25 protein-coding genes are annotated in these 25,201 nt (G+C 64.7%); 15 read left to right on the top strand and 10 right to left on the bottom strand.

Annotated features, from left to right (window positions below; translation table 11 throughout):
• The 6 genes from QB898_RS11820 to QB898_RS13480 all read left to right on the top strand — a co-directional run.
• On the top strand, positions 1-677 hold a 677-nt coding region (locus QB898_RS11820), incomplete at its 5' end, for a hypothetical protein (protein ID WP_279525114.1).
• Complete coding sequence (locus QB898_RS11815) at positions 674-961, top strand: hypothetical protein (RefSeq protein ID WP_216597132.1); 288 nt, start codon at positions 674-676, stop codon at positions 959-961. The genes QB898_RS11820 and QB898_RS11815, both read left to right, overlap by 4 nt.
• A 343-nt stretch (positions 962-1,304) precedes the next feature.
• Positions 1,305-1,622: a protein-tyrosine phosphatase family protein gene (locus tag QB898_RS11810; RefSeq protein WP_279525113.1), complete on the top strand. Its 318-nt coding sequence runs from the start codon at positions 1,305-1,307 to the stop codon at positions 1,620-1,622.
• An 8-nt stretch (positions 1,623-1,630) separates the two neighbouring features.
• The gene (locus tag QB898_RS11805) at positions 1,631-2,203 is read left to right on the top strand and encodes a hypothetical protein (RefSeq protein ID WP_279525112.1); all 573 of its coding nucleotides are present in this window, start codon (positions 1,631-1,633) and stop codon (positions 2,201-2,203) included.
• Positions 2,203-2,811 (top strand): DUF6984 family protein, encoded by a 609-nt coding sequence (locus QB898_RS11800; RefSeq protein WP_279525111.1) that lies wholly within the window; start codon positions 2,203-2,205, stop codon positions 2,809-2,811. Before QB898_RS11805 ends, QB898_RS11800 begins: the two co-directional genes overlap by 1 nt.
• An 85-nt stretch (positions 2,812-2,896) precedes the next feature.
• On the top strand, positions 2,897-3,193 hold the full coding sequence (locus QB898_RS13480; protein WP_428982817.1) for a barstar family protein: 297 nt from the start codon (positions 2,897-2,899) through the stop codon (positions 3,191-3,193).
• A gap of 577 nt (positions 3,194-3,770) precedes the next feature.
• Here the strand turns inward: QB898_RS13480 and cutA are convergent.
• From cutA to QB898_RS11785, 3 genes are all read right to left on the bottom strand, one after another.
• Positions 3,771-4,133 (bottom strand): divalent-cation tolerance protein CutA, encoded by a 363-nt coding sequence (gene cutA / locus QB898_RS11795; protein WP_279525110.1) that lies wholly within the window; start codon positions 4,131-4,133, stop codon positions 3,771-3,773.
• 30 nt (positions 4,134-4,163) lie between these two features.
• A complete protein-coding gene (locus QB898_RS11790) occupies positions 4,164-4,688 on the bottom strand; it encodes a TlpA family protein disulfide reductase (protein WP_172674031.1) in 525 nt (174 codons plus the stop codon).
• Positions 4,689-5,229: 541 nt separating this feature from the next.
• Positions 5,230-7,440, bottom strand: a complete 2,211-nt coding sequence (locus QB898_RS11785; protein WP_279525109.1) for a TonB-dependent receptor plug domain-containing protein — start codon at positions 7,438-7,440, stop codon at positions 5,230-5,232.
• 310 nt (positions 7,441-7,750) lie between these two features.
• Here QB898_RS11785 and QB898_RS11780 point away from each other — a divergent pair, with 310 nt between their 5' ends.
• The gene (locus QB898_RS11780) at positions 7,751-8,641 is read left to right on the top strand and encodes a tetratricopeptide repeat protein (protein ID WP_279525108.1); all 891 of its coding nucleotides are present in this window, start codon (positions 7,751-7,753) and stop codon (positions 8,639-8,641) included.
• 180 nt (positions 8,642-8,821) lie between these two features.
• Here the strand turns inward: QB898_RS11780 and QB898_RS11775 are convergent, their stop codons facing one another.
• A complete protein-coding gene (locus QB898_RS11775) occupies positions 8,822-9,478 on the bottom strand; it encodes a PepSY domain-containing protein (protein WP_279525107.1) in 657 nt (218 codons plus the stop codon).
• Between the two features lie 150 nt (positions 9,479-9,628).
• Between QB898_RS11775 and QB898_RS11770 the strand changes: the two genes are divergently transcribed.
• From QB898_RS11770 to gap, 4 genes are all read left to right on the top strand, one after another.
• Positions 9,629-10,363, top strand: a complete 735-nt coding sequence (locus tag QB898_RS11770) for a PepSY domain-containing protein (RefSeq protein WP_050715088.1) — start codon at positions 9,629-9,631, stop codon at positions 10,361-10,363.
• 50 nt (positions 10,364-10,413) lie between these two features.
• Positions 10,414-11,076 (top strand): response regulator transcription factor, encoded by a 663-nt coding sequence (locus tag QB898_RS11765; RefSeq protein WP_050715089.1) that lies wholly within the window; start codon positions 10,414-10,416, stop codon positions 11,074-11,076.
• 211 nt (positions 11,077-11,287) lie between these two features.
• Entirely contained in the window at positions 11,288-13,321 is a 2,034-nt protein-coding gene (gene tkt / locus QB898_RS11760; protein ID WP_279525106.1) for a transketolase, read from the top strand.
• Positions 13,322-13,357: 36 nt separating this feature from the next.
• A complete protein-coding gene (gap, locus tag QB898_RS11755; protein WP_279525105.1) occupies positions 13,358-14,362 on the top strand; it encodes a type I glyceraldehyde-3-phosphate dehydrogenase in 1,005 nt (334 codons plus the stop codon).
• A 275-nt stretch (positions 14,363-14,637) separates the two neighbouring features.
• Here the strand turns inward: gap and QB898_RS11750 are convergent, their stop codons facing one another.
• Together QB898_RS11750 and QB898_RS11745 are read right to left on the bottom strand one after the other, a co-directional pair.
• Positions 14,638-15,150 (bottom strand): lipoprotein insertase outer membrane protein LolB, encoded by a 513-nt coding sequence (locus QB898_RS11750; protein WP_050715092.1) that lies wholly within the window; start codon positions 15,148-15,150, stop codon positions 14,638-14,640.
• A complete protein-coding gene (locus tag QB898_RS11745) occupies positions 15,147-16,913 on the bottom strand; it encodes a tetratricopeptide repeat protein (RefSeq protein WP_279525104.1) in 1,767 nt (588 codons plus the stop codon). The genes QB898_RS11750 and QB898_RS11745 overlap by 4 nt, the downstream gene beginning before the upstream one ends.
• 97 nt (positions 16,914-17,010) lie before the next feature.
• Between QB898_RS11745 and mutM the strand changes: the two genes are divergently transcribed.
• A complete protein-coding gene (gene mutM / locus QB898_RS11740) occupies positions 17,011-17,829 on the top strand; it encodes a bifunctional DNA-formamidopyrimidine glycosylase/DNA-(apurinic or apyrimidinic site) lyase (RefSeq protein WP_279525103.1) in 819 nt (272 codons plus the stop codon).
• Positions 17,830-17,955: 126 nt separating this feature from the next.
• Here mutM and QB898_RS11735 read toward each other — a convergent pair whose 3' ends face one another.
• The gene (locus tag QB898_RS11735) at positions 17,956-19,470 is read right to left on the bottom strand and encodes a M48 family metalloprotease (protein WP_279525102.1); all 1,515 of its coding nucleotides are present in this window, start codon (positions 19,468-19,470) and stop codon (positions 17,956-17,958) included.
• A 103-nt stretch (positions 19,471-19,573) separates the two neighbouring features.
• On the opposite strand from QB898_RS11735, the gene rsmA reads away from it, so the two are divergent.
• On the top strand, positions 19,574-20,410 hold the full coding sequence (gene rsmA, locus QB898_RS11730) for a 16S rRNA (adenine(1518)-N(6)/adenine(1519)-N(6))-dimethyltransferase RsmA (protein WP_279525101.1): 837 nt from the start codon (positions 19,574-19,576) through the stop codon (positions 20,408-20,410).
• Between the two features lie 210 nt (positions 20,411-20,620).
• Here rsmA and ssb read toward each other — a convergent pair whose 3' ends face one another.
• Together ssb and QB898_RS11720 are read right to left on the bottom strand one after the other, a co-directional pair.
• Complete coding sequence (ssb, locus tag QB898_RS11725) at positions 20,621-21,115, bottom strand: single-stranded DNA-binding protein (protein ID WP_279525117.1); 495 nt, start codon at positions 21,113-21,115, stop codon at positions 20,621-20,623.
• Positions 21,116-21,140: 25 nt separating this feature from the next.
• Positions 21,141-22,349, bottom strand: coding sequence for an MFS transporter (locus tag QB898_RS11720; RefSeq protein ID WP_279525116.1), 1,209 nt, complete (start codon positions 22,347-22,349; stop codon positions 21,141-21,143).
• Between the two features lie 216 nt (positions 22,350-22,565).
• On the opposite strand from QB898_RS11720, the gene QB898_RS11715 reads away from it, so the two are divergent.
• Both QB898_RS11715 and QB898_RS11710 read left to right on the top strand, forming a co-directional pair.
• A complete protein-coding gene (locus QB898_RS11715; protein WP_050716436.1) occupies positions 22,566-23,270 on the top strand; it encodes a response regulator transcription factor in 705 nt (234 codons plus the stop codon).
• Between the two features lie 159 nt (positions 23,271-23,429).
• The gene (locus tag QB898_RS11710; RefSeq protein ID WP_279525100.1) at positions 23,430-24,794 is read left to right on the top strand and encodes an ATP-binding protein; all 1,365 of its coding nucleotides are present in this window, start codon (positions 23,430-23,432) and stop codon (positions 24,792-24,794) included.
• Between the two features lie 260 nt (positions 24,795-25,054).
• On the opposite strand, the gene QB898_RS11705 is transcribed toward QB898_RS11710, so the two are convergent.
• Positions 25,055-25,201, bottom strand: a 147-nt coding sequence (locus QB898_RS11705; RefSeq protein ID WP_279525115.1) for a histidinol dehydrogenase, incomplete at its 5' end; no start/stop codon positions are given.

Here is a 25,201-nt window from a genome sequence, read left to right as displayed (position 1 = left end):
CGCTCGCTGACATGGCGGCAGACCTTTATGCCAATGGAGCGGCCGGGGCCATGATGGGCGGAGCGGGAGCCGCAGCGCTTGGGCGGCTCAATCGCCTGCCGGGGATGGGCAGGGATGTGGGGGAAATTGGCCAGGCGGCCATGCGTATTGCGGACAGCATTGCGAGGCCATCCCCACGAATCACATTGCGTATTTCATCCAGCCCAACGCGAGGAAACCCTTTAGCCATTATTAGAGGCTATGGCGAACTGAATCGGAGACAATCGGCAGTCTTGGAACAATTGCCTGAATTCGGCTCACGCGCCATTGTGGGAAATAACTTCGGCCAGCGAGATTTGGTTGCGCTCACTGCAGCTACGGGAGATGAATTTGCCATGTTCTCTGTCGGCGGGCGCAGGCTGATTATTCGCGGCAATCACACTTCCGTGCCGGTCACTCCAGAAATGGGACGTGAATTGGCTCGCCAAGGGTGGCGTTGGTCTTCACATACCCATCCTGGAGAAACACCTCATGTATTGCGCTCGTCAAGTGGTGATAGAAGTGTCTTGGGAGCTATGGGGCATCAGAGATTTGGCTACGAAACTCTGGATCGCCCAAGGAGTCGAATATTAAATAGCAGGGGAGATGGAATAATATTCACTCCTGGCGGAGATAGTTTGCAAGGATGGAAGCCATGACAAAAAAGATACGTAAATTAGATGTAAAAAAAATGGAGCCCATTGCTAAAGAGGCTACGCGTAATGCGTTAAAGAATTATATTTGGCCTTCGGGCAGAGACGATGATCTTACTCTTGGCATTCGCCTTGAAGATGAATATGGCATTTTTGAGTTGTATTTCTCTGGCGAGCGCCCTGAAGATGCAATAGTATTAACCGAGGCGCGTGTAAACCGGATTACAGGCGAAGTTTCAGTCAAGGTTTTTCTTCCCAAGAAACCGGAAGCGGGTAACCCGCCCGCATGAATGACTGGCCATCCGCTAGACCAATGCAACCGCTGCGCATGCGCCAGCGCTGCATATGAGTTCTTTATGGCGACTATGGCAAATAAATCATTGCGTCAAGCTCGAAGTTCTTGTTCCATTAATTGGGTAGCATTTGCGGGCTTGGCTGCCGGATGATTAAAGGCCACTCAGTTGGCCCGACTCAACCGTTTGTTTGGGCGGATAAGTCATAGGCCGCAACGCGCGCGAGCTGAACTTGAGAGAGCAGATCGAGCGCATCCGCGCGCAAGCGCCTGCTGCGCCCATGCGGCCCTCAAAGCCAGCGCTGCCAGAGTGGGCCAGGCCGCAGGATTGGGCTCCGACCGTGGAAAACGCCAGAAGGCTGGGGCTGCCGCAAGCTGCGCGGCCTGAAGCCCAGCATGGCAGCCCGGCCCCTTCAACCGCGCAGCAGCCTGCCGAACCCAGCTGGGGCCAGCGCCTGAACCGCAACATGCGGCAGTGGGGCGAAGGCGTCATAGACCGGCTGGATGAGGCGGCCGTAGCCGATGGCGGCGGCCTTGTGACAGCACTGGCCGCCTTGGCGCGTACACCGGCGAGGTCATTTGCCAGCTTCATGCAAGGCACGGCAGGCACGGTTCGCTGCTCGATGGCCGTGTGCGCGGAGAAATCTCTGATGGCCTGAGCCAGGTGATGAGCGACCCGGGCCTGATTGGACGGGCGGCCAGCGATTACTGGCGCAGCCGCACGCTCGCTGACATGGCGGCGGACCTTTATGTCAATGGAGCGGCTGGGACCATGATGGGCGGAGCGGGAGCCGCAGCGCTTGGGCGGCTCAATCGCTTGCCGGGGCTGGAGGCGCTGGCAGATGCCGTTGCCAATGCAAAACCGGCGACGGCACGGTTGCGGCAGACTGGGGGTGTTTATATTGGCCGGACGCTATCGGCAGAAGCAACTCAATTGCTCAGAGCAGCAGAGAAACCCATGAACAATCAAGGCATGACCGTGGCTGGACGTGCTGCGACTAAGCACCCGGAGTATTTCGGTTTCAATAGTTATGAAGAATTGAGAAGTGCTCACCGAAGAGTTGCTGATATAAATGCTCTGGCTCAAGAACGCATAATAGATACATTGACAAATGGCGTACGTACTTCAGGAACTAGTAGAAGCTACCCAGGGGGATGGGTTACTTATACGCTTCCGAACGGAATGGCTTCCAGTTGGCATGCTTCAGGAGAGTTTATTGGGTTTAGGGGGATTAAATGATGATTCCAGAACTGAAGTTTGAATATATTGCAGATGTTTCCAATGAATATGCTTATATATGTGTCCATCGTGGCGAAGAATTGAGCAACCCGTTCATGGAAATTCGAATTAATGATGATAGAAGCCTTGACTTCATTATCTACCAGAGCAATAAAGATGTTTGGATTTCGCTTGAGGAAATGAACCTAATCGTCAATAAAGCGCAGATCTTTCTCAAGAAAGCAATTAGGGATAATGAATCAGAAAAAAAATGGGACAAATGGCCTGATGGGCTGACACACAATGCAGCAACCATGCGGAAGATGACCAGCAGGGAAATTGCATTCATCAATGGGTTATTGAAGGGAACGCGATGGCATGAAAGATATGCTAGCGCATTGGCGAATATGTGGGTGAATGATATTGGCGACAAGGGAGGCAGTCTAAGATTTAGACCAAACCACGCAAACTCCAGCTATGACAAAGTGATTGCTGAATATGATTTCAAGGATACAGATGGCGTGGACGTAACGGCTTATCTGACTGTAGACAATCATGACGATCTTTATGAGTTGGAAATTGTCAAGCAAAGCCTTTCTGCGGTCTCAGTTTTACCTGAATTGAAGTAAAGGGCATACACTCCGACCCGGAGTGTATTGAAGAGCGCTATTCAGTAACACAGGATCTCATAATATACTCTATTGGGCGCTGGAAATGAGTGTAAGACACATTGAAATCAATGGACAGGACATTTGTTCGGAAAGGGACTTCCATAAGCTGATGGCAGAGAAATTAGACTTTGGGCCATACTATGGAAATAATACCGATGCACTATGGGACATGATGAGCTCCGGATCTGGCAGTGGAATTATGCTGCACTGGAATAATTCAGAGTTGTCCAGGCAGCGTTTGGGATCCGCGTTTGATACCATTGTCAAAGTACTGACAATGGCTCGTGATAATGATATAAGATTGGGATTGCCGAAAAAATTCGATTTCAGGTTGGAATAATGGAATGCATGCCCAACATGAATAATATTTCTGCATAAGGATGGCTAGCATAATTGGCAAGCCCTGACGCGCGGCAGGCGAAGTGCGCGCGCGCATTGACGCCCACATTGCCAGCTGGCTGAACCTTTCGTCCAGCCAGCGCAGCATGATGCACCTGCTCTCGCGCGCCACGGGCAGCGCCCTGCAAGCGCTGGGCAACCCCAATGACCCGGCTGCCGCCTTCGCGCAGGACTTTCTGGGCAGCGTCATGAGCGGCCTGCCCATGCCGCAGGCACGCCCTGCCGCCGCACGGGATGCGCGCGAAGCCACTCTGGCGCTGCTGGACGAGACCTTCGCAACACCGCGCGCGATCCGCGCGACACCTTGCTGCTGGCTGCGGGGGGCGGACGCTGGCGTCTGGACAGAATCGCTCAGCCGCAGCTTTGACTTTGGCTGCGGCTACGCAGAAGGCAGCGGCATGAGCCTGCTGCAAACGGGCGAGGCCGTCGTCAGTCGCATCAACTTTCCATTTTGGCCGCCTGAATTGCGAGCGGGCTTTGTTTGGCGGGCTTGCCCCGCCGCCGTTTTGGATTCAGTCTCAGATGGGCGCGGGCGCTGCTGGCGGGGTTGTTTCTTCCTGCACCCATTGGGCGAAAGCGGGCAGGACTGCATCCAGAGGCCAGCCTGCGATGGCGGGCAGTTCATACGGATGCCACTGTGCCAGCGCCGCCTGTAGCGCGGGCCAGGCGCGTGCCGTGGTTTTGAATAGCACGCGCCACTCGGCTTCTTGCAGCACCTCGCCTTGCCAGCGGTACACGCTTTCGATGGCGCTGATTTGCGCGCATGCCGCAAGCCGTGCCTGCACTGCGGCTTGCGCCAGTTCGCGCGCTTGGGCGGCGCTGCCTACGGTGGTCATGGCCAGCCAGAGGGCATTGGCGGGTTCTTGCGCGGAGCGGGGCATGACTGCGATGGTTTCCTGTAAACGCGCAGATCAGCGTTGTGGCGCGGCAGCATGCGGGCATTGGGCCAGCAATGCTGGCAGCGTTTGCTGATCCAGCTGTCCTGCGTGGCGGGCGCAAGGCCGCCCGTTCGTCATGAGCACGGTAAATGGCAAGGCGCCACGGGTGTTGCCCGCCGCGCGCATGAGCGCCGTCAGGCCTTTGCCGCCGCGCGCGACGGGCAAAGTGCTGCCCACGCGCTGCATCGCGCGAGCTGCGGCGGCAGGCGTGTCTGCCGTGACCAGCAGCACGCGCCAGCCGCTGGGGCCGTCGGCCAGCTGTTGCAGCAGGGGCATTTCGGCCAGACACGGAGCGCAGTCCACGCTCCAGAAGTTGATGAGCAAAGGCCCCGGTTCCTGGGAGGCAGTGATGAAACGCCCGCCATCCAGCGAGGGCAGCGTGAAGTCCCAGTCATCTGGCAAAGGCTCAAGCGCTTGTGCGCGGGCGGTCAGAGCCGCGCTCAAAGCCAAGGCCGTGAACAAAAGGCGCATCAGGGCGCGTGTGAAAGGAAAAGGCATGCGGGGAAAAAGCATGAACGCAGTCCGTTATGTGGCAAATATGTTTTTGCGAATCGGCGTTGAATGCAGGATTGCCTTTCGCAAATCATGCGCATTGGGGCGTATGGCGGCACGGCATGCTTTTGCGAGTTTTCAATATTCAGGAATTCCTAAAGCGGGGATTCATTTTCGCGATACGGGCCACTGATACTGTGTGGCTGTGATGCCGGGCATATTTGCTCAGGCATGCCAATATGGCAATAAAAATATTGGCGCTTATGTTTGCTGTGAAACGACTGGCCGTTTTCGCTGGCAGCGCACATTGAACGGGCTGTCAGAGGCGTCAGCAGCAGACGGTGCAGAGGCGAGATGCTTTTAAAACAGGAGCAAATTCAAAGCGCTGAAAAGGCATGTCGCTCAGTGTTGGCGTGGAGGTCTAGCTATTGAATAAAGAGCGGATCGAGGGGCTGAGCTAAGCTTTGCGCCGGGCGCGGCTTTCGGGCTGCGCCCTGGAGCCGCCGTCCGCACTTTTTCATGTGAACGGTGGCTCTGAAAAGCATGGTCAGAAGTCCAGCTTCACCCCTGCGTAGATGTAGCGGCCCCGGTTCGGCCCCCACAGGTGGGTGACGTCCATTTCGCCGTCGCCGTTGATCCACAAAAAGCTCTCTTTGTCCACCTGGCGGTAGTTGAAAAGGTTGTCCACGCCCAGGTAGAGGGAGACGTTTTTGCTGATGCTGTATTGGCCGCGCACGTCCACGGTGGCGAAGGTGGGGCTTTTGTCGCGTTTTTTGGTGCCGTCGAAGTTGTAGCGGCCTTGCTCGCCGCTGCCGTCGCCGTGGAATTTTTTCAAGTCCATCGGGCCGGTGACATTGACTTTGGCGGTCAGCGTCCAGGGGCCTTGCTCAAAGTCCACGCTGGCGAAAAAGCGCGATTTGGGGCGGGCAAAGACGAGGGTGCCGGGGTCGAACTTGTAGTGATACAGCTCGCCGCCCGCTGAAAGGGCCAGCGAGGGCGTGAGCTGGTAGCTGGCGTTCACGTCCACGCCTTGCACGGTGACGGGGCGCTTGGCGCTGGTGAACAGGGTGATGGGGTTGCCCTGCGCGTCTTGCGCGCCCGAATCGAGCACGGCCATGTGCTTGATGCGGTTGTAGTTGTAGGAGGTGGTGACGGCAAAGCGGTCGTCGGCAAAGTTCAGGGCGTAGCTGAGGTTTTCGGAAACTTCGGGCTTGGTGACTTCGCGCACGATGCGCGTGGTGCTCAGGATGCCGTGGTCTTGCTCGAAAAAGCTGGTGGGCGCGCGAAAGCCCTTGCCCGCGCTCAGGCGGCTGGAGAGGTGCGCGGTGTGGTGGTAGAGCAAGTTGGCGCGCGGCGAGACGATGGTGCCGTATTCGTTGTGCCGGTCCACGCGCACGGAGGCGTTCAGCTCCAGCCGGTCGCCCAAAAAGGTGTGGTAGCCCTGCAAGTAAAGGGCGGGGGTGCGGAAGGTGTAGTTGTCCAGCCCCACGACAGGCGCACCGCCTTGCGCGCCCAGCGTGCCGTGGCTGCGCAGGTCTTCATAGCGCCAGCTCGCGCCAGCGGTGATCAGCCAGCCTGCCGCCGGGAACTGGTAGTTGCCGTCCAGGTAGTACTGGCGCTGCTTGGCAAAGTAGTAGTCGCCTTCGTAGAAGCTGTCTTGCTTGTGCTGGGCCGCGCCCATGGCCAGGCGCAGGCGGCCATCGCCCAGGCGGCGTTCGCCCTGGTGCACGATTTGCGCGCGCTTGGTGAAGATGATTTCCGAAAAGCCCCCGCGTCCGCTGTCGTAGGGCAGGAAGTCGCCCGAGTCGGGCGCGTACCAGCCATCGGGCCGCTGCGATCCGCCCGCGCCCCGGCTGAAGTTGAAGGGGTTGCCGCTCATGTTGTCTTTGATGGCTTGGTAGTCGCGGCCCAGCGCGCCGCCGCCGCGCTTTTCGTCCACCAGGTCAAAGCGGCCGCGCATCTTGAAGCCGCCCACGTCATCCAGGAACCAGCCCATGCCGCCCATGCGGCGGTCGTAGCCGGTGTATTCGGAAATGCCGTCGCCGTTGCCATCGACCGAGTTGTGGCGGTCGTAGTGCACGGCGGCCGTCACGGCGCCGCCTTGCAGGGGCTTGGCCAAAAACACGTCCAGCCGCCGGGCGCCGAAGTTGCCGCCTTGCACGCGCATTTGCGCCTCATCGCGCGTGGGGCGCTTGGTGACGATGTTCACCGTGCCGGCCAGCGCTTCGGGCGCAATCAGGCTGGCGCCCGCGCCGCGCGCAATGTCGATGCGCTCCACGCCATACAGGCCCACGCTGTCCAGCCCGTAGGCGGAAGACACGGAGGAATACATCGGAATGCCGTCAATCAGCAGCGTGGTGTAGCGCCCGGGCAGGTTGTTGAGCAGCACGTTGCGCACGTTGCAAATGGAGCATTCCACCTGCACGGCCACGCCGGGGTTCTTGTCCACGGCCTCGTTCACGTTGGTCGCGCCGGTTTTCTCGATGGCGCGGGCGCTCACGCTCTCGGTCATCACGATGTCATCGCGCAGCGCGCCGGGGCGCATCTGGCGCTGGGTGCTCGTGCCCAGGCTGTGCACCGTCACTTCGGGCAGCGTGCCGCCTTCTTTGGAGGCCGTGGTCTTGACGCGGGCCACGCGCTCCGGCTCATGGTGATGTCCGTCATGCGCCTGTGCGCACATGGCCCATGAAGCCAGCGCCAGCGCCGTGGGCGCGGCCATGAAAAAACGCCGCAGAGCGCGGCGGTCGGATGCAGACATGTGTGTACTCCTCTTGTCCAGATGGAAGCAAAGCGTTTGGGACGGATTCTCAAGTTGAGATCGCTTCGCATTATATTGAGAAACATCAAAAGAAGTTACGGTATCACTTGCGTGGCATCGAGGTTTTGCCAGTATCCGGCCCGAAGCGCTTCTTCTCCCTGGCGCAACCGGCCTCGTCCGCTCTCTTTTTGGGGCGCCTGCGTACGCCGCCGCGCGCGTCTTCAAACTCACCGCGACAGCAGTGGTGGCATTGCCGCGTGGTCAAAAATGGCTGCGTGTGTATCGCCAGACCACATCAGGAAAGCCGCCCATGCGCCCTCCCAAAAACCGCCCCGCCAGCAACACCCAAGTGCTGCACTTGCGCCCCGCCGTCGCTTCCTCTCTGAGCTTGCAGCACGCCTTCAACTTCTTGCGCCAGGGGCAGGGCGAGCGCGCCATGCCCTTGCTGGAAAAGCTGCTGCAAAACGATCCACAGAACTTTGACGCACTGCACCTGCTGGGCCAGCTGCACCTGCAACGGCGCGAGGCGGCGCAGGCTTTGCAGTGCCTTGAAAAAGCGCGCGCGCTCAAGCAACCTACGGCTGCGCTGCTGAATAACCTGGGCATCGCCCTGCGCCTGCTGGGCCGCGCCAGCGAGGCGCTGGACTGCTACGCGCAGGCATTGGCGCAGCAGCCTGATTACGCCGAGGCGCTCGTCAATCAGGGCAACGCCCTGCGTGACCTGGGCCAGAGCGCCCAAGCGCTCGCCAGCTACGAAGCCGCGCTGGCCTTACGGCCCGCGCATCCGCAGGCGCTCAACAACCGCGCCCTCGCTCTGCGCGAACTGGGCCGCCTGCCCGAAGCGCTCGGCTGCGCCCGCCAAGCCGCCAGCCAGCACCCCGGCTACGCAGAAGCCCGCTACAGCCTGGGCCTGCTGCTGCAAGAAAGCGGCGACGGCCTTGCCGCCCTTCAGGCCTACGAGCAGGCGCTGGCGCTGGCGCCGGGCGACCCCGAAACGCTCAACGCCAAAGGCAGCGCGCTCGAAGCGCTGCAACGCCCGCAAGAGGCGCTGGACTGCTACGCGCAGGCCCTGCGGCAAGCGCCCGCCCACCCGGACGCGCTGGCCAACATCACCGCCTTGCTGGAGCGCCTGGGGCAGCCGCAGGAAGCGGCGCGCTACCGGCAGAAAGCGCCCCAGGCTGGCGGGCCGGCGTCAGGCTGAAGCCGCTTGATTGATGCTCCTTCTTTTAGAGCATGATGTCCTAGTGGAAACTGCGCCAGAGGTCATTTCACACCCCTTATATTTGCTCCTCTTTTTACTTCTTCCTGGTGGTTGAATACGGGAAAAAAGCGGGCGCGGATTGCTCCGCGCCCGCTGCCGTCATGCAAGCGTCAGGCTGAATCAGTCGTCCAGGCGCTCGCGCTCAATAGCGCCCGTGTAGGGGTTGATGTGCAGCTCCACGCGCTGGCCAGCGGCGTTCACGGCGTCAGCTTCCCAGCGGCCATGTTCAAACTCCAGGTCATGCACGTTGCGGTAGCCCGCAGCTTGCAGGGCCGCCACAACTTGCTGCGCCGTCAGAATGGGCGTGGGATTGGGGTTGCCCGGCTGGGCCGCATTGCCGCCGCGAGACACCTGGGAGATGACTTCCAGCGTGACGGGGTGCAGATGCAGCTTCACCTTGGCGCCGCGCTCGTGCTGGCGAACCTTGGCTTCCCAGAGGCCGTCGTCAAACTCCACGTCGTTGATGACGGCGAATCCCAGCTGGCGCAGCTTCTCAATCACTTGGGAGATGCCCGGCAGGCGCGTGCCGATGTCGGCGCGCGTGAAAGCCAGGAATTCACCTGTGGCATCGTTGAGCAGCAGGTAGTGGCGCACGCCTTCCTTGGAGAGGGCCTTGGCTGTCCAGTAGCCATGCTCGCGGTCAAAGTCTTTCACGCCGTAAAAGCCGTGGGCCTGCATGGTCTGCAAGGCTTCGGGCGCCGTCAAGGCAAAGGCCGGGCTGGATGCCAGCGCGAGGGCGGCGGCGGCGGCGGCGATGAATTTCTTGGCTTTGGTCATTTGCTTGCTCCTTTCAGGTGCGGTTGAGAAAAAACATGGCTGAAAAACCATGGCTGAATGATGAATCGATGCATCTAAATGCAATATGAAGACGCCGTTCACGGGGCATTTAAAAACCGTCTCCACAATCAGGAAGAGGTCTGTATCCACATGAAACACACCAAACTTTTTCTTTCGTGCCTTGTCTTCAGCCTCTTTTTGGGCGCTTTGGGCGCGGTCCAGGCGCGCGGCAGCGACCAGGAGCAGGCGCGCCTGGGCGTTATCAGCGGCGCTTACCGTCCGCTGGCGGCCATCTTGGATGAGGTATCAGCCCAGCACGAGGCGCGCGTGGTGGACGTGGAGTCGCGCCAGGGCGCGCGCGGCGAGCTTCAATATGAAATCACGCTCATCACCCGGCGCGACGGCCAAAAGCGCGAGCTGCTGGTAGATGCCGCCACGGGCCGCGTGCTGGCGCAAGAGCAGGACTTCTCCCGCCAGGCGGCTTCCTTGTCGGCGCTGGCGGCCTGGCTGCGCCCGCTGGAGCAGCATGACCAGCGCGTGGTGGAAGCCGAATTCGAGCTTTCACCGCAGGGCCTGCCCGCCTACCAGCTGCAAATCGCTCCGGCGGCGCAAGCCTCGCAGCGCATGCTGCTGGATGCGCGCAACGGCGCTGTGCTGGAGCGCGGCAATCAGTCCGCCGCTGGCGTCATCCGCCCCATGCATGAAATGCTGGAGACGCTGTCCCCGCGCTTTTCAGGCCTGGTTCGTGAGGTGGAGCTGGAGCACGACACGCGCAACCAGCCTTTCTACGAGCTGGAACTGCTCCAGCCAGATGGCAACACGCTGGAGCTGAAAGTGCACGCCCACACGCTGGAAGTGCTGCAACGCAAGATCAAGCGCGACTGAAACCGGCTTCACTCCTGCCAATTCACCCCTGCCAAAAAAAGACCTTTCCCATGCGAATCCTCATCGTGGAAGACGACGCGGCCCTGGCCGAGCAAATGCGCCAGGCCCTGGCCGAAGCGGGTTTTGTGCCGGATGTGGAGCACGACGGCGAATCCGCCTCCTTCGCAGGCAGCGTGGAGTCTTACGACGCGGCCGTGCTCGACTTGGGCCTGCCCGCCAAAGACGGCCTTTCCGTGCTGCGCGACTGGCGCGAGGGCAACTGTCACTGGCCTGTGCTCATCCTCACCGCCCGCAACCGCTGGAGCGACAAGGTGGCCGGCTTCAACGCAGGCGCTGACGACTACCTCACCAAGCCCTTCATGATGGAAGAAGTGGTGCTGCGCCTGCGCGCCATGCTGCGCCGCCAGACCGGCAGCGGCTCCACCGTGCTGCGCGCGGGCGGGCTGGAATACGACGTGAGCGCGGGGCGCTTCACCTGGCACGGCCAGCCCTTGGGCCTGACGGCGCAGGAGCACAAGATACTGGCCTATCTCATGCACCACCCGGGCCAGGTCATCACCCGCGCCCACATTGGCGAACACGTCTATGCCCGCGATCTCGATCCCGACTCCAACACCATCGACGTGCTCATTGGCCGCATCCGCCGCAAGCTGGGCGACCCCAGTCTGATCGTCACCGAGCGCGGCCAAGGCTTCCGGCTGGTTGCGCCATAGCCTCGTGCATTCCACCGTTTCGCCTGATGGCGGGCAGCGCTCCGCTCTTTTATCCATAGCGGCTAGCGCCCGCTCCACAAGGGCTTGCGGCCAATTCGGCATCTGAATTCAGGGCGCTGAAAGTGCCTGCCAGCAGCTGCGAGAGGAAGGGGCGGCTTTGTAAAATTTGAAGCTTTTCACTTCCCACACCTTGCTAGCGGAGCTGAATCTCATGGCAGACCCGACCCTCATGGCCAACGCCATCCGCGCCCTTTCGATGGACGCCGTTCAACAAGCCAAGTCGGGCCACCCCGGCGCGCCCATGGGCATGGCCGACATGGCCGTGGCGCTGTGGAGCCGCCACCTGCGCCACAACCCGGCCCATCCGCAATGGGCGGGGCGCGACCGCTTCGTGCTCTCCAACGGGCACGCTTCCATGCTGCTGTATGCCCTGCTGCACCTGACGGGCTATGACCTGCCGCTGCATGAGCTGAAAAACTTCCGCCAGCTGCACAGCAAAACGCCGGGCCACCCGGAGCACGGCATCACCCCCGGCGTGGAAACCACCACCGGCCCGCTGGGGCAGGGCCTGGCCAATGCCGTGGGCATGGCGCTGGCCGAAAAGCTGCTGGCCGCCGAATTCAACCGCGAAGGCCACACCATCGTGGACCACCACACCTACGTCTTTCTGGGCGATGGCTGCCTGATGGAAGGCATCAGCCACGAAGCATGCAGCCTGGCGGGCGCGTGGAAGCTCGGCAAGCTCATCGCACTGTATGACGACAACGGCATCAGCATCGACGGGCAAGTGGCCCCCTGGTTTGCAGACAACACGGCGGAGCGCTTCAAGGCCTACCACTGGAACGTGATCGGCCCGGTAGACGGGCATGACGCCGCCGCCATCGACAAGGCCATCGCCCAGGCCAAAAAAAGCGCCAGCCAGCCCACGCTCATCATCTGCAAGACGCACATTGGCAAAGGCAGCCCCAACCGGCAAGGCACTTCCAAAGCGCACGGCGAGCCGCTGGGCGCAGACGAAATCGCGCTGACACGCCAGGCGCTGGGCTGGCAGCATGGCCCCTTTGAAATTCCGGACGAGGTCTATGCCGCCTGGGACGCCAAAGCCATTGGCGCCAAAGCCGAAGCGCAGTGGGACGCCGCCTTTGCCGCCTACGCCAAGGCTTACCCCGAACTGGCCGCCGAATTCACCCGCCGCATGGCCGGCGAGCTGCCCGCCAACTTCCAGCAAGTGGCCGTCGATGCGGCCATGCACGCACACGAAAGGGCCGAAACCGTGGCCAGCCGCAAGGCCAGCCAGCAGGCGCTGCAAGCCTTGACCGCCGCGCTGCCGGAGCTGCTGGGCGGCAGCGCCGACCTCACCGGCTCCAACCTCACCCAGACGGCCGCCACCGCGCCGCTGCGCATGAACGCCCAAGGCGAAGTCGAAAAAACGAAAGACGGCCAGATTGGCCGCCACATCAACTACGGCGTGCGCGAATTCGGCATGGCCGCCATCATGAACGGCGTGGCGCTGCACGGCGGCTTCATCCCCTACGGCGGCACCTTCCTCACCTTCAGCGACTACAGCCGCAACGCCATCCGCATGGCCGCGCTCATGAAGCAGCGCGTCATTCACGTGTTCACGCACGACAGCATCGGCCTGGGCGAAGACGGCCCCACGCACCAAAGCATCGAGCACGCCGCAAGCCTGCGCCTCATTCCCAACCTGGATGTCTGGCGCCCGGCCGACGCCGTGGAAACCGCCATCGCCTGGGCTGCGGCGCTGACGAACAAAGACCGGCCCACCGCCTTGCTGCTCTCGCGCCAAAACCTGCCCGCGCTGCCCAAAGGCGACATGGGCAACATCAGCCGTGGCGCCTACGTGCTCAGCGAACCGGCGGATGCGGGCCTGAACAAGCCCGCGCAAATCGTGCTGATTGCCACCGGCTCGGAAGTCGATCTGGCCCTGAAAGCGCAGGCGCTGCTGGCGCAAAGGAAAGTGGCCGCCCGCGTCGTCTCCATGCCCAGCGCCACCACGTTTGACTGGCAGGGCGACGCCTACAAGCGCGCCGTGCTGCTGCCGCGCAAACCCCGCGTGGCCGTGGAAATGGCCAGCACCGCCGCGTGGTGGAAATATGGCGTCAGCGCCGTCATCGGCATCGACGCCTTTGGCGAATCCGCCCCCGCCCCCGTGCTGTTCAGGCACTTTGGCTTCACGCCCGAAAACGTGGCGGCGCAAGCGCTGGCCGTGCTCAAAAAACGCTAACTTCCCTTTTCGACGCTTCAATTTCAGGAGAACGCAATGACCATCAGAATCGGCATCAACGGCTTTGGCCGCATCGGGCGCATGGTGTTCAGGGCGGCCGTCAAAAGCTGCCCCGACATCGAAATCGTCGGCATCAACGACCTGCTCGAGCCTGACTACCTGGCCTACATGCTCAAGTACGACAGCGTGCAAGGCCGCTTTGACGCCGACGTGCGCGCCGAAGGCAACACGCTCATCGTCAATGGCAAAAAAATCCGCCTCAGCGCCGAAAAAGACCCCGCCGACCTCAAATGGGGCGATGTGGGCGCGCAAATCGTCATCGAATCCACCGGCCTGTTCCTGACCCAGGAAGCTGCGCAAAAGCACCTGGACGCCGGCGCCGGCAAAGTCATGATGTCCGCCCCTTCCAAAGACGACACGCCCATGTTCGTCTACGGCGTCAATAGCGACGCCTACGCGGGCCAGCGCATCATCAGCAACGCCAGCTGCACCACCAACTGCCTCTCGCCCGTGGCCAAGGTGCTGCAAGACAAATGGGGCATCAAACGCGGCCTGATGACCACCGTGCACGCCGCCACCGCCACGCAAAAAACCGTGGACGGCCCCAGCAAAAAAGACTGGCGCGGCGGCCGGGGCATTCTGGAAAACATCATCCCCAGCAGCACCGGCGCGGCCAAGGCCGTGGGCGTTGTGCTGCCCGCGCTCAAAGGCAAGCTCACCGGCATGTCCTTCCGCGTGCCCACCTCGGACGTCTCCGTCGTCGATCTCACTGTCGAGCTGGAAAAACCCGCTTCCTATGCCGACATCTGCGCCGAAATGAAAGCCCAAAGCGAAGGCAAGCTCAAAGGCATCCTCGGCTACACCGAAGACAAAGTCGTCGCCACCGACTTCCGGGGCGACGCGCACAGCTCCATCTTCGATGCGGGCGCCGGCATCGCGCTGGACGACACCTTCGTCAAACTCGTTGCCTGGTACGACAACGAATGGGGCTACTCCAACCGCTGCCTGGACATGGCGCGCGTCATGAGCCAGAAGTCGTGAGCCAGAAACAAGCCCGTCCCTGCCCCGGGAACCTGTCCGCAATCTGTCCGTGAGTGCGAAAAGCGGCCCCTGACGGCCAGGCTCTGAACGGGTTCTGGAAAGCCCATGCGTGCAAAAGCGCGCATGGGCTTTTTCACGTATGGCTCCAAGCGATGCCTGCGCGCCCTGCATCGCTCCGCGCTCCGGCGATGCGCAGCCCGTTTCATGCCCAAATCGGCCGCAAGTCCTAGTGGAATGGGCGCAGGCAGCTCTCTTTTTAATAGCGAATCAGGCTTTCAAGGCTCGAAAACCACCTTCAGCTGCGCCGTGGGCAGCGGTTGCAGCCGGCGGGCGTAAAGGCGTCCTTCGGCGACGCGGGAGAGATCGGCATGCCAATCGGCGCTGGCTTGGGGCTGGCCGCGCAGCCAGCTGAAAAGGGCGGCCACGGGCAGGGGTGCGCCAGTGGCGCGGGCCGTCATGTCTTGCAGGCTGGCGTAGGTTTCGGTTTGCGCGCCTTGCTGCAAGCTGGCCTGGCCGGGCTGCCAGCGCATGAGGGCAAGGGTGCTGCCGACGGGAGAAGTCAGGTGCAGCTCGCCCGCCTCGGGCGTGCCGGAGAGGGTGAAACTGGCTGCGTAAGACTGGGGCGGCTCGCTTTCCACTTGCAGGGCGAGGCGTCCTTGCCAGAAGCGGCGCCCGGCTTGCGCTGGCTGGCTGGCGGGCGGTTCAGGAGCGGAGGGCGCATGGGCGCATCCCGCCAGGGCGGCGAACAAGGCGGCGGCCAGCGCGGCGGCGGGCAAACGGCACGTCATGGCGCGGCGGCTTTGCTCAGCGCGCCGGGCTGAACGCCCAGGCGCTTGAGCGTTTGCGCAAGCGTCTGGTTGCGGGGGTCAATGCGCAGAGCTTCGCGCCAGATGGACTGCGCCCGCTCACGCTCGCCCTGCACCCAGAGCGCCTCGCCCAGGTGCGCGCCGATTTCGGCTTCGGGCTGGCGCTCGAAAGCGTCTTCGAGAATGCGGCGCGCTTCGTCCAGCCGCCCCTGGCGGAAGGCGATCCAGCCGAGGCTGTCTTGTATGAAGGGGTCGTGCGGAGCGAGGCTGACGGCTTTTTCAATGAGTTCGCGCGCTTCAGGCAGGCGCTGCTTGCGGTCGGCCAGCAGATAGCCCAGCGTGTTGTAGCCGGGAGCCGATTCGGGCCGCAGCTGGATGAGGCGGCGCAGCAGGCGCTCGGTTTCCGCCATGTCGCCCGACTGCTCGGCGGCCAAGGCGGTTTCGTAAAGCAGGTCAGGGTCATCAGGCGCCTGGTCAAGCGCCGAGCGCAGCAGGGCGAACGCGGCGCGGGGCAGTCCCTCGCTATGCAGCAGATTGCCTTCGGCCAGCACTTTGGCGCGGGCGTCAAGCGGGCCGTCTTCCGGCGCCTGGCGGATGAGGCTGACGGCTTCATTCATGCGCCCCTGGCGGGCCAGCAGGCGCGCGCGGGCGATGAGCACGGTGGCAGCGGCCTCGCCTTCGTCCAGCTCGATCTTGTCCAGCCACCGCGCGGCCTGGGCGTAGTCGCCCTGGCGCTCGGCCAGTTGCGACAAGGCCAGGCAGGCGCTGGCGCGCTCCGGCTCGGTGGCTTCGCTTTCAGGCGCCAGCTCCAGATAGCGCCGCAGCGACTGGCGCGCGGCTTCGTCCTGATGCACGCCCGCCTGCGCCAGCCCCAGAGCCAGCCAGCTTTCCTCGCTTTGCGGGTGGCGCTGCGCCCAGTCGGCCAGGAACTGGCGGGAGGCGATGTCCTGCCCCAGTTCGCGCAAGGCGGCGGCGTAGGCCACGCCCATGCCGGGCGCGGCCTTTTCGCGCTCCAGGTAGCCGCGCGCCAGCGCCTGGGCCTCGTCCATGCCGGCATTCACCCACAAGTGCAAGGCCAGCCGGACAGGCCATTCGGAATCGGGCGCCTGCCGCGCGCCTTCCTGCGCGGCTTGCAGCGCGCCTGCCGCATCGCCCGCCTGCAAGCGCATGCGGCCCAGGGTGGCCCAGGCGGGGCCGGCGGCGCCCGGCTCGTCAATCACGGAGGAAAGCGCCTTCGTGATGATTTCAAGCGCTTTTTGTTTGTCGGACATGCGGCCATAAATGGCCGGCAGGGCGTTGATGAGCGAAGCGCGCTCCTCGTCTTCCAGCAGCGGCAGCATGGCGCGCAGGGGTTCGGCGGTTTCGCTGGCGCGGCCCATAAGCAGCAGGGTCTGCAACTGGTAGCGCAGCGCCACGGGTGAATCGGGATGGGCGCGCAGCCAGGCCTCCACGGCTTCCAGCGCCGCTGTGCCAGCGCCCGCTTGCAGGGCCATGGCGGTGGCGCGCTCGTAGGCCGCTTCGTCGCCCGTGCGGCGGGCGGCGTCGAACATGAAGCTCACACCCGTGCGCGCGTCGCCGCTTTGAAAACTCAGCTCGCCCACCAGCAGCCTGTAAAGCAGCGAGGCCGTAAGGGCAGATTGCGGCGGCGCGGTTTTTTCGGCCTGCGCGGGCGGCGGCTCTTCAGCCGAAGAGGCGTTTGGCTCCTGCCCCGAAGCGGGCGCGCTGCAAAGCGCGAAACAGGCCAAGGCAAGGGCAGAAGCGGCGGCGGAAATCGGGCGCCGCAAGGACGGGCGCGCTGGCGGGCGCAAGGGCTTATTCAGGGGCATCAACCCATAATAAGTCATGCCCGAACTGCCAGAAGTTGAAGTCACGCGGCGCGGCCTTGCCTGCCGCCTGCCGGGCGCGCGCATCGAGGCCGCACGGCCCGGCAAACCCTTGCGCTGGCCGCTGGGCATCGCCCCCGAAGCCTTGCGGGGCCGTACCGTGGCCAGCGTGGGGCGGCGCGGCAAATACCTGCTGCTGCGCCTGGCGCCGGACGGGTTGCTGCTGGTGCATCTGGGCATGTCGGGCAGCCTGGACTGGCAGGCCGCGCCGCCGCCGCCCGGCCCGCATGACCACTTTGATCTCGTGACCAGCCAGGGCGTTTTGCGCCTGCATGACCCGCGCCGCTTTGGCGCCGTTGTCTGGGCGCCCGACGAAAACTCCGGCATGGCCGCCAAGCTGCTGGGCGGCCTGGGCATGGAGCCGCTGGACGGGACGTTCGACGCCGCCGCCTTCCATCAGCGCCTGAAAAAGCGCCGCGCGCCCATCAAGCAAGTGCTGCTGGCGGGCGGCGTGGTGGTGGGCGTAGGCAACATTTACGCCAGCGAGGCGCTGTTTCACGCGGGCCTGCACCCCGCCGTGCCCGCTTGCCGCGTCTCGCGCCCGCGCGCTGACCGCCTGCATGCCGCCATCCGCCAGGTGCTGGTGCGCGCCGTAGAGCAAGGCGGCAGCACCCTGCGCGACTTTGCCGCCATTGACGGGCACGCGGGCCACTTTCAGCTGGAAGCGGCGGTTTATGGCCGCGAAGGCCAGCCCTGCCGCGCCTGCGGCACGCCCATCCGCCGCATCGCGCAAGGGCAGCGTTCCACCTGGTTCTGCCCGGCGTGCCAGAAGAGATGAAACGGCGAAGCGCCCGCTTCCCGAGCAGGAACGAATCCACCCCGCTTCAATACGCTGATGTCTAGGGTTTATTGAGAATTCCAGCTTCGGGCATGCTTTCCTTTCCCCCTGCTCCGCTGGTTGCGGCTACTCCTTTTCTTCTTCCTGCTGCGCCTTGAGCGCCTGCTGGGTTTCGCGCAAGCGGGTGTCCACGATGGCCGCCTCGATATGGTCGGCCTGCGGATGCTGGCGCACCCAGTCCTGCGCGGCGCGAAAGCGCTGGGCCGCGCCAGCCAGGTCCTGCCAGGCCAGCTGCGCCTGCCCTTCGGCGCGCAGAGCGTGCAGGGGCTGCCCGCGCTCGCGCCAGGCGGCGGCCAGCAGCTGCCAGGCCGTGCCGTCATCGGCGTGCAGGCTGACCCAGCGTTGCAGCCGTTCGGCAGCTTGCTGCGCCTGGCCGCTGGCCGTTTCGGCTTGCGCCAGAAAAAGCTGCTCGGGGCGGCCTTCGGCGCCTTCGGGCACGTGCGCTTGCAGCAGGGTTTTGACTTGGGCGTAGTCCTTGGCGCGCAGGGCCAGATCGGCTTGCAGCAGGCGGGCCTGGCGCGCGGCGGCGGGCTGGCTTTGCACCAGCGCGGGCAGCTGGGCGGCCAGCGCTTGCGCCTGGCCCAGGTGGCGCAGCTCGGCTTGCGCCAGCGCGGCGGCGTAAAGGGAGGCGACGCGCCGCTGAAGCGGCAGGCCGCTCTCGCCCGTGCCTTGCGGCGCCTTGGCCCAGTCGCGCAGCTTGTCCACGCCGGGGCGCGAGAGCACGCGGGCGCGGGCGGAAATTTGCGCTTGCGCCAGATCAGGCTCGGCGCTGGCTTTGCCCGCTTCGCGCGGGGCGCGCAAGCGCGCTTCGGAGATGCGCTCGGCCGTGAGCGGGTGGCTGCGCAGCCAGGGCCAGTCGCCCCGGTCGCTCAGGCGCGTGGCGTTTTGCAGCTTTTCAAACATGCTGGCCATGCCTTGCGCCGAAAAACCGGCCTGCTGGTAGATGCCGTGGCCGATGCGGTCGGCCTCGCGCTCCATGTCGCGCGAGTAATTGAGCTGCTGCTGCAAGGCGGCGGCCTGCCCGCCGGTGATGAGGGCCGCGCCCGCTTGCGGGTTGCTGCCCGCCGCCAGCGCGCCCAGGATGAGGCTGGCCAGCAGCAAGGGCGCCTGGCGCGCCTGGCGGCTGGTCATGCGCGAGATGTGGCGCTGGGTGACGTGCGCCATTTCGTGCGCCATGACGGAGGCCAGCTCGTCGCGCGAGTCCACCACGCCAATCATGCCCAGATACAGGCCGAAGTAGCCGCCGGGCACGGCAAAGGCGTTGATTTCGCCCTCGCGCCCCAGCAGCACGCGCCAGGCGTAGGCTTCGTCCAGCTCCGGCGGCATGTCGCCGCGCTGGCGGGCGGCGGCGCGCAAAGGCTGCCAGATGCCGTCCACCCACTGGGTGAGCACCGGATCGTCAAAAAAGGAAGGGTCGCGAAACATCTCGCGCGCGATGCGGTCGCCCAGCTTGCGCTCTTGCAGCGGCGTCATCTCGCCCGCATCGCCCAGCGAAGGCAGCGCCGCCGGCGCGGCCTGGGCCACCTGCACGGCGTGCGGCCAGTGCGCCGCGCCGTCATGAACGCCATGCGCCCATGCCACGGCAGGCAACAACAAAGAAAAAGCAAGGGAGAAAGCGCCTGTTTTCATGGCATCTATGATGCCCCGCTTTTTTCAGCGCCCCTTGCGGCAACGGGGCCACGCCATGAAACACATTCCCCGCAAACGCTTCGGCCAGCATTTTTTGAGCGACGAAGCCGTGATTGACGCCATCGTCCGCGCCATCGCCCCCCGCCCGGGGCAGGCCGTGGTGGAAATCGGCCCCGGCCTGGCCGCGCTCACCCAGCCGCTGCTTCAGCGCCTGGGGCGGCTGACCGTCATCGAGCTGGACCGCGATCTGGCTGCGCGCCTTCGCGGCCAGCCCCATTTGCATGTCATCGAGTCGGATGTGCTGAAGGTGGACTTCGCGCAACTGGCGCGCGATCTGGCCGCGCAAACCCCCGCCGGAACGCCTGCCGGAACGCCTACCAAAACGCCCGCCCCAGCCAAACTGCGCGTGTGCGGCAACCTGCCCTACAACATCTCCACGCCCATCCTCTTTCACCTGCTGCCCTTCGCGCCCGTCATTGAAGACCAGCACTTCATGCTGCAAAAAGAGGTGGTGGACCGCATGGTGGCCGCGCCCGCCACGGCCAGCTACGGGCGGCTGTCCGTCATGCTGCAATGGCGCTACGAAATGGAAAGCGTGCTGCACGTGCCGCCCGAAGCCTTCAGCCCGCCGCCCAAGGTGGAATCAGCCGTCGTGCGCATGCAGCCCCTGCCCGCGCCCGCTGATGTGCCGCTGGCCGGTTTTTCCGAGCTGGTGCAAGTGGCCTTCAGCCAACGCCGCAAGCTGCTGCGCCACACCCTGGGCCGCTGGCTGCAAGAGCGCGGCTTTGCGGGCGTGTTCGACGTGCAGCGCCGCGCCGAAGAAGTGCCCGTGCATGAATACATCGCCCTGGCGCGCCAGGCGCTGGGCCGCGCGCCCGCCGCCAGCCCATAGGCTGAACGGATGCGGGAGAAAGCTGGATGAAAGCGTTATTTCGCTCCGCTATTCATAGCAAGAGGTCCTAGTAGAACCTGCGCGAGATGGTGCTTTCACCCCCTTGAATTTGCTCCTGTTTCTGATGTCTTTCTTCAGGCGAATCCGGCCTGAAGGCGCTGCCTCATTCGTCGCGCAGGCCAGCCGCGCAGGCGGGCCGTGAACAGGTTCTCAGAAGGGAATGTCGTCGTCCATGTCGCCCAGGTCAGCCGCAGGCGGCTGCGCTGCGGCGGGCGCTGGCGCGGGAGCGGGGCGGGCGGGCGCGGCGGCGCGGGGGGCAGGCGCGGCGCGGCGCGGCGCGTCGTAGCTGGCATCGTCGCTGCCAGCGGCGTTGCGGCTGCCCAGCATTTGCATGTTGTCCACGCGAATTTCGCTGGTGCTGCGTTCCTGGCCGCTTTGGTCCGTCCACTTGCGGGTGCGGATGCTGCCTTCCACGTAAATCTGCGAGCCTTTGCGCAGGTACTGCCCGGCAATTTCGGCCAGCCGGTCATTGAACACCAGGCGGTGCCATTCGGTGTGCTCGCGCATTTCGCCGCTTTGGCGGTCTTTCCAGCGCTCGGTGGTTGCCAAGGTGACGTTGGCCACCTGGCCGCCGCTGGGGAAGGTGCGCACTTCCGGGTCACGGCCCAGGTTGCCGACGAGGATGACTTTGTTCACGGCCATGATGAAGAACCTTTGCAAAAGCGGCAAATTATGCGGTGCCCGGCTCTTTGGCGGGCGCATGCACGGGCTGCTTCCAGCCCAGCGCCAGCCACAGCGCCGACAGCGCCGCGCCCGCCACGAAAACCGCTGCCGCGCCTTGCTCTTTCAGCAGCCAGCCGCCCAGCGCGCCGCCTGCGAACAAGCCCAGCGATTGCAAGGTGTTGAACACCCCCAGCGCCTGCCCGCGCACCGCCTGCGGCGCCAGGCGCGACACCAGGCTGGGCAGGCTGGCCTCGATGGCGTTGAAAGCCACGAAAAAGAGAAACAGCGCCACGCCCAGCGCCCACAGCCCCGGCTGGCGCGGCGCAATCCAGCAGAAGATGAGCTGCACCAGCAGATACAGCACGATGGAGCCGCGCAGCGCCAGCGCCAGATGCCCGCGCCGCTCCAGCGAAAACAGCCCGCCCAGCAGCACAAACGAGGCCAGCACCGCCGGCAGATACAAATGCCAGTGCTCGGCCTTGCCCAGCCCCGCGCCCACCAGCAGCCCCGGCACCACCACCCACATGGCCATTTGCACGGCCTGCAACACGAAGATGCCCAGGTTGAGCCGCCACAGCAGCGGATGCCGCCACACGCCCACGGGCGCGGCGGCGGGATGGCTTTCGGCCTCGTGCGCTTCATGCAGCTTGAGCGGCGGCTCGGCGGGCGTGACCCACAGCACCAGCCCCACACCCGCCAGCGACAGCGCGCCCGTCAGCCAGAACAGCCCGCTCAGGCCCCCCAGCCAGGCCGACAGCGGCGGCGCGGCCAGCAGCGACAGGGCAAACATCAGCCCGATGCTTGCGCCCACCAGCGCCATGGCCTTGGTGCGCACCTCATCGCGCGTTTGATCGGCCAGCAGCGCCGTCACTGCCGCCGAAATGGCCCCGGCGCCTTGCAAGGCGCGCCCGGCCATCAGCCCATACACGCTGCCAGCCAGCGCGCCCACCAGCGAGCCGGCGGCAAAAATCAGCAGCCCCAGCACAATGACCCGCTTGCGCCCGAAGCGGTCCGAGGCCATGCCCAGCGGCGCCTGAAACACCGCCTGCACCAGCCCATACAGGCCCAGCGCCAGGCCCACAAGCACCGGATCGCCCCCTCCGGGGTAGTGCGCCGCCTCCAGAGCGAACACGGGCAGCACCAGAAACAGCCCCAGCATGCGCAGCGCGAAGATGGACGCCAGCGAAAAGCTGGCACGGCGCTCGTCATTCGTCATGGACGCGCGGCGGAAAGGGGCAGATGGCGTGGCGGGCATGGATAACAAGGCAAAACCAATGCGGGCGATTGTCATGGATGCGCTGGCGGCCACGCGAAAATGCCGCCCAGCCGGCCACCCGCAAAACGCCAGATGCCGCGCTTTACCCATCTTTACCCCTCATTCATTCCGGCGCAGCGCCCCGAGGGCACCATGCCCGGCATGAACGACGCAGACATGCCCTCACGCCTTTTGATGATTGAAGACGATGCCCGCCTGGCCAGCATGGTGGGCGAATACCTGGAGCAGGCCGGCTTTGCCTTTGCCCACCAGGGCGACGGCGCCAGCGGCCTGGCCGCCGTGCAGGAAAGCGCGCCCGATCTGGTCATTCTCGATCTCATGCTCCCCGGCATGGACGGCCTGGAGGTGTGCCGCCGCATCCGCTCCCTGCCCGGCGCAGCCGCCAGCGTGCCGGTGCTCATGCTCACGGCCAAGGGCGACGCAATGGACCGCATCATCGGCCTGGAGCTGGGCGCGGATGACTACCTGCCCAAGCCCTTTGAGCCGCGCGAGCTGCTGGCGCGCATTCGCGCCGTGCTGCGCCGCCAGTCGCCCGGCGCTGCGCCCACGCAGCCCGTGCTGCGCTTTGGCTCGCTGGAAATCGACCGCGACGCGCGCACCGTCACCGTGGCGGGCAAGCCGGCGGAGCTGACCAGCTACCAGTTCGACCTGCTCGTCACGCTGGCCGAGCGCGCCGGGCGCGTGCTCTCGCGCGAGCAAATCATGGAAGCCGTGCGCGGCCGCGAGCTGGAAGCCTTTGACCGCTCCATTGACGTGCACATGGGCCGCATCCGCGCCGCCATCGAAACCGACGTGAAGCACCCCAAGCGCATCCTCACCGTGCGCGGCGTGGGCTACGTGTTCGCACGGCAGCAAGACTGAAAGCCCGCATCCCGCCCCGGCCCGCCCGCGCTCATGGCCTGATTTCACGGCCTGATCTCATGGCCAAATCGGCCGCAAGTCCTAGTGAAACCAGCGCAGGCCACTATCAAAACAAGAGCAAACGGGCGCGCGCCCGCCACTTTCCGCCGCCTCCCCGCCATGCAAACCATCATCGCCCGCCACCTCTACGCCCGCATCTGGCTGGCCGCCGCCGCCTGCGTGACCGTGCTGGGCCTGCTCATTGCCTGGGGCTGGCATGCCGCCGAAGCCGAGCACGAGCGCGACCGCCAGCGCGAGCGGCAAAGCGCCACCGAACTGCGCCAGCACCCCATGCGCGAGCTGATCGTGCGCGACGCCGACGGCAGGCCCATTGGCCGGGGGCAGCTGCAATGGAAGCATGGACGGGGGCATGAATTCGCCGTCGTGCTGACCGACGGGCGCGTGCTGCTCATCCAGCGCGCGCCGCGCGTGCAGGAAGACGCCGCTGCGCTGCCTCCGCCCCCTTCTTCCCCATCCGGCGGCGGCCCCCATGCGGCGCCGGACGAGCCTGGAAAAAACACTGCGGGAAAAACCGCCCCCAGAAGCGCCGGCCCGCGCGGCGGCGAGGGCGACGGCCCGCCTTTCTGGCTGCGCCCGCCCTTCGGCTTTCTCTGGGTCATCGGCCTGGCCGGGCTGGCGGTCATGGCGGGCATCTACCCTGTGGCGCGGCGCCTCACCCAGCGGCTGGAGCGCCTGCAACGCGGCGTGCAGCAATGGGGCGAAGGCGATCTCGCCGTGCGCCTGCCCGAAGACGGCCACGACGAAGTCGCCGACCTCTCGCGCCGCTTCAACGCCGCCGCCGCGCGCATCCAGTCGCTCATGGCCGCGCAAAAGTCGCTGCTGGCCAACGCCTCGCACGAGCTGCGCTCGCCGCTGGCGCGCATCCGCATGGCGCTCGAACTCATGGGCGAGCGCCCCAGCCCCGCCGTGCGCGCCGAAGTGACCCGCAACATCGCCGAGCTGGACCAGCTCATCGACGAAATCCTGCTGGCCAGCCGGCTGGATGCGCAAGAAGCCGATCTGGGCAGCATCGAATCCGTGGACCTGCTGGGCCTCATGGCCGAAGAATGCGCGCGCACCGGCGCGGACTTCGCCCCCGCCAGCGGCTTGCACGAAGCCGCCGTGCCCGGCGTCGCCAAGCTCCTGCGCCGCGCCGTGCGCAACCTGCTGGAAAACGCCGCCCGCTACGGCGGCGAGCAGCCCGCCAGCGCCACCCTTGCGCTGGAGGCCGCGCCCGCAGGCAAGCCGGGCAAGGGGCTGGCCGTCATCCGCGTCAGCGACCACGGCCCCGGCGTGCCGCCCGAGTTGCGCGAGCGCATCTTCGAGCCGTTCTACCGCCTGCCCGGCGCCAGCGAGCGCGAAGGCGGCGTGGGCCTGGGCCTGGCGCTGGTGCGCTCCATCGCCCAGCGCCACGGCGGCAGCGTGCGCTGCCTGGCCAGCGAAGAGGGCGGCGCCTGCTTCGAGCTGCGCCTGCCCCTGGCCTGAGAACCTGTTCAAAGCCTGTCCGCAAGCAAACCCCAGCCGTCGAACGGCCCCAAAGGCGCTGCTTTCGCTGCTTTTTCAATAGCAACAAAGCCCGCCAGCAGTGCGGCGAATGCGTTTTCAAGGGGCCTGAATTTGCTCTCAAATAAAGAGTCAAATGCGCCGAGGCCATGCCGTGCCTGGCTTGCGCTTTCGCGCCTGCGGCCAGACTTTGAACAGGCGCTGGAAAACGCCCCGGCCGCACGATGCCAATGGCAGGGGCTTTATTTCAGCCGCATTTCCGCCGCCCTGGCGTGGGCCTGCAAGCCTTCGCCATGGGCCAGCACGCTGGCGATGCGGCCCAGCTTTTGCGCGCCGGCTTCGCTCACTTCAATCAGGCTGCTGCGCTTTTGAAAGTCGTACACCGACAG

The sequence above is a fragment of the Ottowia cancrivicina genome (genome assembly GCF_029813755.1).
In the GTDB taxonomy this organism is placed as follows: domain Bacteria; phylum Pseudomonadota; class Gammaproteobacteria; order Burkholderiales; family Burkholderiaceae_C; genus Ottowia; species Ottowia massiliensis.
The sequence above is the reverse complement of the archived record's forward strand: the minus strand, read 5'-3'. Positions and strand labels throughout refer to the sequence as shown.

Coding starts and splice junctions, on each gene's coding strand:
- QB898_RS11815 (WP_216597132.1), top strand. CDS start 674: ATGACAAAAAAGATACGTAAATTAGATGTAAAAAAAATGGAGCCCATT.
- QB898_RS11805 (WP_279525112.1), top strand. CDS start 1,631: ATGAGCGACCCGGGCCTGATTGGACGGGCGGCCAGCGATTACTGGCGC.
- QB898_RS11800 (WP_279525111.1), top strand. CDS start 2,203: ATGATTCCAGAACTGAAGTTTGAATATATTGCAGATGTTTCCAATGAA.
- QB898_RS13480 (WP_428982817.1), top strand. CDS start 2,897: ATGAGTGTAAGACACATTGAAATCAATGGACAGGACATTTGTTCGGAA.
- cutA (WP_279525110.1), bottom strand. CDS start 4,133: ATGCCCCGCTCCGCGCAAGAACCCGCCAATGCCCTCTGGCTGGCCATG.
- QB898_RS11790 (WP_172674031.1), bottom strand. CDS start 4,688: ATGCCTTTTCCTTTCACACGCGCCCTGATGCGCCTTTTGTTCACGGCC.
- QB898_RS11785 (WP_279525109.1), bottom strand. CDS start 7,440: ATGTCTGCATCCGACCGCCGCGCTCTGCGGCGTTTTTTCATGGCCGCG.
- QB898_RS11780 (WP_279525108.1), top strand. CDS start 7,751: ATGCGCCCTCCCAAAAACCGCCCCGCCAGCAACACCCAAGTGCTGCAC.
- QB898_RS11775 (WP_279525107.1), bottom strand. CDS start 9,478: ATGACCAAAGCCAAGAAATTCATCGCCGCCGCCGCCGCCGCCCTCGCG.
- QB898_RS11770 (WP_050715088.1), top strand. CDS start 9,629: ATGAAACACACCAAACTTTTTCTTTCGTGCCTTGTCTTCAGCCTCTTT.
- QB898_RS11765 (WP_050715089.1), top strand. CDS start 10,414: ATGCGAATCCTCATCGTGGAAGACGACGCGGCCCTGGCCGAGCAAATG.
- tkt (WP_279525106.1), top strand. CDS start 11,288: ATGGCAGACCCGACCCTCATGGCCAACGCCATCCGCGCCCTTTCGATG.
- gap (WP_279525105.1), top strand. CDS start 13,358: ATGACCATCAGAATCGGCATCAACGGCTTTGGCCGCATCGGGCGCATG.
- QB898_RS11750 (WP_050715092.1), bottom strand. CDS start 15,150: ATGACGTGCCGTTTGCCCGCCGCCGCGCTGGCCGCCGCCTTGTTCGCC.
- mutM (WP_279525103.1), top strand. CDS start 17,011: ATGCCCGAACTGCCAGAAGTTGAAGTCACGCGGCGCGGCCTTGCCTGC.
- rsmA (WP_279525101.1), top strand. CDS start 19,574: ATGAAACACATTCCCCGCAAACGCTTCGGCCAGCATTTTTTGAGCGAC.
- QB898_RS11720 (WP_279525116.1), bottom strand. CDS start 22,349: ATGACGAATGACGAGCGCCGTGCCAGCTTTTCGCTGGCGTCCATCTTC.
- QB898_RS11715 (WP_050716436.1), top strand. CDS start 22,566: ATGCCCTCACGCCTTTTGATGATTGAAGACGATGCCCGCCTGGCCAGC.
- QB898_RS11710 (WP_279525100.1), top strand. CDS start 23,430: ATGCAAACCATCATCGCCCGCCACCTCTACGCCCGCATCTGGCTGGCC.